Annotated in this window: 5 protein-coding genes and 1 pseudogene; 4 read left to right on the forward strand and 2 right to left on the reverse strand. The window is 67.6% G+C overall.

The genetic code is table 11. The features are described 5' to 3' along the window. The first annotated feature begins 5 nt into the window (after positions 1-5). The gene (locus WBA97_RS00370; RefSeq protein WP_424228582.1) at positions 6-2,654 is read left to right on the forward strand and encodes a cellulose binding domain-containing protein; all 2,649 of its coding nucleotides are present in this window, start codon (positions 6-8) and stop codon (positions 2,652-2,654) included. A gap of 1 nt (position 2,655) precedes the next feature. Next, on the forward strand, positions 2,656-4,314 hold the full coding sequence (locus WBA97_RS00375) for an endo-1,4-beta-xylanase (protein WP_424228583.1): 1,659 nt from the start codon (positions 2,656-2,658) through the stop codon (positions 4,312-4,314). 261 nt (positions 4,315-4,575) lie between these two features. Here the strand turns inward: WBA97_RS00375 and WBA97_RS00380 are convergent, their stop codons facing one another. After that, positions 4,576-4,989, reverse strand: coding sequence for a hypothetical protein (locus tag WBA97_RS00380; protein WP_424228584.1), 414 nt, complete (start codon positions 4,987-4,989; stop codon positions 4,576-4,578). 1 nt (position 4,990) lies between these two features. Continuing rightward, positions 4,991-6,718, reverse strand: coding sequence for a hypothetical protein (locus tag WBA97_RS00385; RefSeq protein ID WP_424228585.1), 1,728 nt, complete (start codon positions 6,716-6,718; stop codon positions 4,991-4,993). A 257-nt stretch (positions 6,719-6,975) separates the two neighbouring features. Between WBA97_RS00385 and WBA97_RS00390 the strand changes: the two are divergent. After that, positions 6,976-7,530, forward strand: a pseudogene (locus WBA97_RS00390) (IS5/IS1182 family transposase); the annotation flags it as partial. A 64-nt stretch (positions 7,531-7,594) separates the two neighbouring features. Then, positions 7,595-7,962: DUF6444 domain-containing protein (locus WBA97_RS00395; RefSeq protein WP_424228586.1), on the forward strand; the 368-nt coding region annotated here is incomplete at its 3' end.

Genomic DNA, 7,962 nt, shown 5'->3' on the forward strand with positions numbered 1-7,962 from the left:
GAATCATGCGGGTGAAACTCGTCCATCTACTGGCCGGGGCGCTGGTGGCCGCCTCCATGGTGGTCACCGGCTCCGCCGCGACACACACCGCCGAGGCCGCTCCGGCCCAGGCCTACAACTGGCGCAACGTGGAGATCGCGGGCGGCGGGTTCGTGCCCTCGATCATCTTCAACCAGACCGAGCAGAACCTGGTCTACGCGCGCACCGACATCGGCGGCGCGTACCGGTGGAACCAGTCCACCGGCCGGTGGGTCCCGCTGCTGGACTGGGTCGGCTGGGACAAGTGGGGCTGGAACGGCGTGCACAGCCTCGCCACCGACCCGGTGCAGACGAACCGGGTGTACGCGGCGGTCGGCATGTACACCAACAGCTGGGATCCCAACAACGGCGCGATTCTCAGGTCCACCGACAAGGGTGCCACCTGGCAGGCCACGGCGCTGCCGTTCAAGCTCGGCGGGAACATGCCGGGCCGAGGCATGGGGGAGCGGCTCGCCGTCGACCCGAACCGCGACAGCGTCGTCTACTTCGGCGCGCCGGACGGCAACGGGCTGTGGCGCAGCACCGACTACGGCGCAACGTGGGCGAAGGTCGCGAACTTCCCGAACGTGGGCAACTACGCGCCGGACCCCAGTGACCCCAACGGTTACCTGTCCCATCGGCCGGGTGTCGTGTGGGTGACGTTCGACAAGTCGACCGGCACGTCGGGCAACGCGACGCAGGGCATCTACGTCGGCGTCGCGGACAAGGGCAACACCGTCTACCGGTCGGTGAACGGCGGCACCAGCTGGGAGCGGGTCGCCGGACAGCCGACGGGATACCTGGCACACAAGGGTGTCCTCGATCCGGTGAACCACCAGCTGTACATCGCGACGAGCGACACCGGCGGCCCGTACGACGGCGCGAAGGGCGACGTGTGGAAGTACAACACGGCCACCGGTGCGTGGACGCAGATCAGCCCGGTCCCGTCCAGCAGCAGTGACGACTACTTCGGCTACTCCGGCCTGACGATCGACCGGCAGCACCCTGGCACGATCATGGTGGCCACGCAGATCTCGTGGTGGCCGGACGTGATCTTCTTCCGCAGCACCGACGGCGGCGCCACGTGGACCAGGGTCTGGGACTTCACCTCGTACCCGAACCGCAGCTTCCGGTACACGATGGACATCTCGTCGTCGCCGTGGCTCGACTTCGGCACGAACCCCCAGCCGCCCGAGGTGACCCCGAAACTCGGGTGGATGACCGAGTCGCTGGAGATCGACCCGTTCAACTCGAACCGGATGATGTACGGCACCGGCGCGACGATCTACGGCACCACCAACCTGACCAACTGGGACAGCGGCAGCCAGTTCACGATCAGGCCGATGGCGGCGGGCCTCGAGGAGACCGCGGTCCTCGACCTGATCAGCCCGCCGACCGGCGCCCCGCTGGTCTCGGCGCTGGGTGACATCGGCGGCTTCCGGCACAACAGCCTCACGACGGTGCCGTCGAAGCTGTTCACGCAACCGGTGTTCACGTCGACCACCAGCCTCGACTACGCGGAGGCCAACCCGGGCGTGATGGTGCGCGCCGGCAACTTCACCGACGCGGACCGCCCGAACGACAGCCATGTCGCGTTCTCCACCGACGGCGGCGCGAACTGGTTCCAGGGCACCGAACCCGGCGGCATCAACGAGGGTGGCACGGTCGCGGCGGCGGCCGACGGCAGCCGGTTCGTGTGGGCGCCCAAGGGTCAGCCGGTGCACTACTCCGTCGGTTTCGGCAACTCGTGGACCCAGGCGCAGGGCCTGCCGACGGAGTCGGTCGTGGAGTCCGACCGGGTCAACGCGAGCAAGTTCTACGGGTTCTCGGGTGGCCGGTTCTACGTCAGCACCAACGGCGGTGCCACGTTCACGCAGACCGCGGCGACCGGGCTGCCGACCACGGCGAAGTTCAAGGCGTTGACCGGCAAGGAAGGCGACATCTGGCTGGCGGGTGAGACCGGCCTGTTCCACTCGACCGACTCGGGTGCGAGCTTCACCGCACTGTCCACCGTGTCCAAAGCGGTCAGCGTCGGCTTCGGCAAGGCCGCACCGGGCCGGACGAACCCGGCCCTGTACACGATGGCCACGATCGACGGCGTCAACGGCGTGCACCGCTCCGACGACAACGGCGTCACGTGGGTGCGCATCAACGACGACCAGCACCAGTACGGCAACGCGGGCGACGCCATCACCGGTGACCCCAGGGTGTACGGCCGCGTCTACCTCGGTACCAACGGCCGGGGCATCCTGTACGCCGACCCGGTGGGCACGACCGACCCGGACCCGGATCCCGACCCGGACCCGGAGCCCACCGGTGACTGCGAGGTGACCTACGGCGTCAACCAGTGGCAGGGCGGTTTCACCGGATCGGTGACGATCGCCAACACGGGTACGGCGCCGCTGAGCGGCTGGCGGCTGGCGTTCGCGTTCCCCTCGGGGCAGCGCGTCACCAGTGGGTGGGGTGCGACCTGGGCTCAGGACGGCGCGAACGTGACGGCGCAGAGCCTCGGCTACAACGGCACGATCGCACCGGGCGGGTCGGTGCAGGTCGGGTTCAACGGGTCGTGGAGCGGGTCCAACCCGTCCCCGGCCGCGTTCACCGTGAACAACAACCCCTGCACCACCGGGAGCTGACGTGAGAAAGACACTCGCGGCCGCGACCAGCCTGCTCGCCGCCGTGGCGGGCACGCTGGTCGCGGCCACCCCCGCCCAGGCGTCCGGCCCGCTGAAGGAACACGCCGCGGCACACGGCAAGTACTTCGGCGACGCCGTCGACACGAACGAGATCGCCGACGCCGCGTACCGCCCGCACATCGCCGCCGAGTTCAGCCAGCTGACCCCGGGCAACGCGATGAAGTGGGACGCGACGGAGCCGAATCCCGGCCAGTTCAGCTATTCCAGGGCCGACGAGATCGTCGACCTGGCGCAGCAGAACGGGCAGACCGTGCGCGGCCACACCCTGGTGTGGCACAGCCAGACCCCCGGCTGGGTGCAGAACCTGGACGCGTCGGCCCTGCGCACCGCGCTGCAGAACCACATCTCGAACGTCGTCACGCACTTCCGAGGCGACCTCTACGCGTGGGACGTGGTGAACGAGCCGCTGAACGAGGACGGCACGCTCCGCAACTCGTTCTGGCTGCAGAAGCTCGGCTCCGGCTACATCGCCGAGGCGTTCCGGGCGGCGCGTGCGGCCGACCCGGACGTGAAGCTGTACATCAACGACTACAACACCGACGGCATGGGCGCGAAGAGCGACGGCATGTACCGGCTCGTGCAGTCCCTCCTGGCCGATGGCGTGCCGATCGACGGCGTGGGTTTCCAGGCGCACCTGGCGATCCAGTACGGGTTCCCGAGCCAGATGCAGCAGAACCTGCAGCGGTTCGCGGACCTCGGGCTGGACGTGGCGATCACCGAGCTGGACGTCCGCATGCAGCTGCCGTCGGACTCGACCAAGCTCGCCACCCAGGCGACCTACTACCGCAACGTGACGAACGCGTGCCTGGCGGTCGCCCGCTGCGCGGGCATCACGACCTGGGGCTACACCGACAAGTACTCCTGGGTGCCGGACACGTTCCCCGGCGAGGGCGCGGCGTTGCTGGTGGACGAGAACTTCCAGACCAAGCCCGCGTACACCGCCGTGCACGACGCGCTCGCCGGCGGCGGGACCGAGGACACGACCCCGCCGACGACCCCGGGCACACCGAGCACGTCGGGGGTGACGGCGACCGGCGTGACGCTGTCGTGGTCGGCGTCGACCGACTCGGGCGGCAGCGGTCTCGCCGGCTACACCGTGTACCGCGCGGACGGCACGGTGCTGGCCCAGCCGACCACGAACTCGGCCACGCTGGCCGGGCTCACCCCGAGCACGCAGTACCAGGTGTACGTGCGGGCCAGGGACGGTGCCGGCAACCTGTCGACCGCGTCCGCGACGACCACGTTCACGACGTCCGCCGGCCAGGCGAGCAGCTGCGTGGTCGGCTACAACACGTCGAACTGGGGCGGAGGCGGCGGCTTCACGGCGACGGTCACGATCTCGAACACCGGCACCACGCCGATCAGCGGGTGGACGCTCGGGTTCACGTTCCCGTCCGGCCAGCGGATCACACCGCCGGGCTGGAGCGCGACGTGGGCACAGGCGTCGGGCAGCGCCGCCGTGACGGCGACGAACCTGTCGTGGAACCAGACCATCGCCTCGAACGGTTCCATCGGGCTCGGCTTCAACGGCACCTACACCGGTGCCAACACGGCCCCGACCGCGTTCACGCTGAACGGCACCACGTGCGCCACGGCGTGAGGTGATGACGTCCTGCCCCGGTTCCGCGCCCGGGGCAGGCGATCGGCGCGGCGGCCCGGGCCAGGGCGCCGCGCCAGGAAAGGCGCGTTCGGGGATGCTCCGACGCCCCGGACGCGCCTTTCAGTACCGTCAGCGGGCCTTCCACTTGGTGTCCAAATAGGACTGGCGGTCCGCGTCGACCGCGAAGTCGAGCCGCGCAGGCACGACCTGGCGGGGGTGAAACGTCCGGGCGTGGTACGGAACCCGTCGAGACCTTCGCCGCTACCGGGTGCCGACCCGCCCCAGGCGGTACTGAGGTGGGCGCAGGAACCTGGACAGGCGGTGGCTCTCCGGCCGGGTGGGCTCCGGTTGGGCGGGCGTGGTCACCGAGGAGTCGTCGTCGTTGTGGAAGACCTCGGTGAGCGGGGTGTCCCACCCCTTGTCCCGCATGAGCCCGCTCACCGTGGCGACGTGGTCGCCCAGCCGGGAGGTGTCGGCCGTGAGCTGCGCGTACCTGGTGAGGGAGTCGTCGAGCACGGCGTCGATCCGCCGCTCCTCGTCGGGGGTGAGGTTGAACCGCAGCTTCGCGATCTCGGTGGCGGTTGGCTCGCCCTTGTGCACGGTCGCCGACCCCGGTGGCAACCAGGCGCTGTTCACATCAACCACACTCCTCTGGTCGAACATCGTCTCACGCATGTCAGGTACCGTCCAGGTTCGATCGTTTGGTCAGCATTTCCAGATATCTCTCCGCGTGATAACGCTGGAGCCATTTGAGATAGATCATGTTCGCGGCGCCGATCACCGACAGCGCCAGTCCCACGAGGTTCACGCTCGGTACCACGAACAGGCCGGACAGATTGACATCGGTGATCGACGTCTTGCCGGGAATCAACCCGAAGATCGCGGCGCCGACGAATGCCGTCGCGCCGGTGATTATCAGGCCGACGTAAGTCGTCAGCGACGATCGCTGCACCCGTTCGATCGAATGCCCCACCAATGTCGTCGCGAAGAGCGGCACCGCGAGCAGCAGTGCGGAGGTGTCCGCGTTGGGCCCGTCGCCCGTCGGCGGGATGAAGGTCAGGATGGCGATGACGATCGCGGAGACCGCGGCGACGACCATGGCGGCGCCGAGCGCACCGGGCGGGGTCTCGGTGAACCGCACCGCGGTGAGCAGGTTGTGCACCGGCGCGTCGTTGAGGCCACGGGTGTAGAGGTGTGCGTACGGCAACGCGGTCCCGTGCTGCACCCGGACGTGACCGCCGTTGGTGATCTCGACGAGCTCCTCCCGGTTGACCGGTTCGCCGTCCGGGCGGGTGATGTAGTGGTCGCTGACGTACTGCGACTCGCCGATGTCCATGCGGAAGTGGTAGCTCTCCGCGGCGAATGCCAGGTTCAGCGGCACGTGGAAGCGGTAGGGCACCAGACCAAGCCGTGCTCGCAGCCGGTCCCGCCGGTGGCTCGGTGACTCCAGCGGGATGGTCTTCGAGTACTTGACGACGAACCGGTTTCCCTTTGGCGCGGGCGCGTCGGCGACCACCATGTTGTTGATCGCGAAGTACCAGCAGAAGTTCTCGATGTCCCTCAGCCGTTCGGCCTCGGGTGCCCTCAGGGCCTTGACCGCGCCGTGGAAGTCGGCGTGGAGTTTCTCGTGGGTGTAGACCTGGGCCGTCTCCTCGTCGACCGGCTCGAGCCGGCCGGTTCTCGACACGATCCGCTGCAGGGTCCACAACGCGGCGGTCTGCGCGATGTCCTCGGGGGTCCCCGGCTCCGCGCGGTCGAAGGTGAGGTAGAAGAGCGTCTCGAGTGCCAGCGCGACCAGCCCCTGTGCTTCCTTGCGGGACAGCAAGGAGATCGACTCGCCGCCGCCGTCGGTCACGTCCAGGTTGTCCGAGAGCTCACCCTTGGACTCGTTGAGCAACGGAACCGGAATGCTGGCGCAGGGCGATTTCGGCGCCTTTCCCAGCCGTTCTTCTAGTCGGTCCCGGTCCGCGGCGGACATCACGTAGTCGTTCGCGACATGCATGCGCAGCGAGGTGCCGAGCAGTTCCGCTCGCTCCGTGATCCGCAGGCGGTAGTGGTTGTTGGTCAGCATGCGCACGAACAGTGCGATCGCTCGCCGGTCATAGCGGTCCACGACCAGTGCGATGGCCGCGAGAATGTCCTTTTGCTGCTCGGGAAAGGGCACCTGCCGCACATCCGGGATCGGCGTGGCAGGCGCAAGAGGTGTCTCCGCCGCGCGCCACGACCGGCGCAGGTCCCGGCGAACAAGCCAAGCGAGAAGAACCGCGATTCCCAGCAGGCCGAGCCGGGTGATCGACTCCCAGACCGGCGATCCCCAGAGCGACAGCGGCCTTTCGGTCACCGCCACGGCCACGAGCGCCAGGATGACGACGACCGCTCCCGCGATCCTCGTTGTCGCGTACATGTTGCTTCACATCCCCATCGCGTCCACGATGCACGTCACGTTCTGTTACCTCGACAGTCGTGACCCTTGTCGGTGCTGTTACCGCAACGGGAATTTTCGCTCGTGTGACCACTTGCCGCGAGGTCGACAATTCATGTCGGAGACTTAGAGGCTCCGGCAGTAGATCACTTGAGTTGATCTTGGGTGACCCGGACGAGGGCAGGCACGGGCGTAGGTGATCATGAAGTTTCTGACGCTACGTGATCACCGAGGTGCCCGTGCCTGCCGTGCCATCTTGCCTTATCGATCCCCTGTTCGCTGAACTGGAGGCCTTGCTCGGCGTGCAGCCGGAGTTCTCCCCGAACCATCCCTGGGGCTGTCACCGCCGTCGTATCCCGCACCGCGTGGTGTTCGAGCATATTGTCGCGGCGATGGTGCACGGTTCGGGATACGAACTCATCGCCTCCGTCGGATGTTCGGATCGGACCATCCGGCGCCGATTGAAAGAATGGGCTGAGAAAGGGATCGGACAGAAACTGCACCAGATCGCGCTGGCAGCCTACGACAAGATCGTCGGACTGGAACTGGACGATCTGGCCACCGACGGATGCATCACCAAAGCACCGTGCGGTGGCGACAAAGCCGGTCCCTCGCCCGTGGATCGTCGCAAGGGTGGCCTGAAACGCTCCACCGCCACCGACGCCCGTGGCGTGCCCGTAGGCATGGTGTCCGCGGGCGCGAACCGGCACGACTCCCCACTGCTCGAACCCACGATCGACAATATGAAACAACAAGTCGGTGCACTGCCCAACAAACCGACAATGCATCTGGAGTACCTATTCAGCTGTCTGGTGCCCTGGTTGGTGTGGTGTGAGCTGGGCCTGAGATGATCTTGGGGTGTTGGTTCCGGAGTCGGCTGAGGCGTTGCTTGAGCGGGTGCTCGCGCGTGTGGCCGAGTTGGAAGCGGCTCTGGCTGAGCGGGATCGTGTGATCGCTGAGCAGGGTGAGCGGATCGCGGAGCTGGAACGGCGGCTGGGTCAGGATTCCTCGAACTCGTCGCGGCTTCCGTCGTCGGATGCGCCGTGGTCGAAGCAGTCGGCGAAGAAGCGTTCGTCGCGGACCAGGTCGGGACGCAAGCCGGGTAAGCAGCCGGGTTCGGCGTCGTTCTCACGGACCCTCGTTGATGATCCTGATGAACGGTTGGAGATCCATCCGGATCACTGCGGGTCCTGTGACGCCTCCCTGCGCGGGGCCGAAGAACACAG

This window comes from Actinophytocola sp. (genome assembly GCF_049647105.1).
Classification (GTDB): domain Bacteria; phylum Actinomycetota; class Actinomycetes; order Mycobacteriales; family Pseudonocardiaceae; genus Actinophytocola.

Excerpts from the sequence above, each read along its gene's own strand:
- WBA97_RS00370 (WP_424228582.1), top strand. The coding sequence starts at position 6 with ATGCGGGTGAAACTCGTCCATCTACTGGCCGGGGCGCTGGTGGCCGCC.
- WBA97_RS00380 (WP_424228584.1), bottom strand. The coding sequence starts at position 4,989 with ATGCGTGAGACGATGTTCGACCAGAGGAGTGTGGTTGATGTGAACAGC.
- WBA97_RS00385 (WP_424228585.1), bottom strand. The coding sequence starts at position 6,718 with ATGTACGCGACAACGAGGATCGCGGGAGCGGTCGTCGTCATCCTGGCG.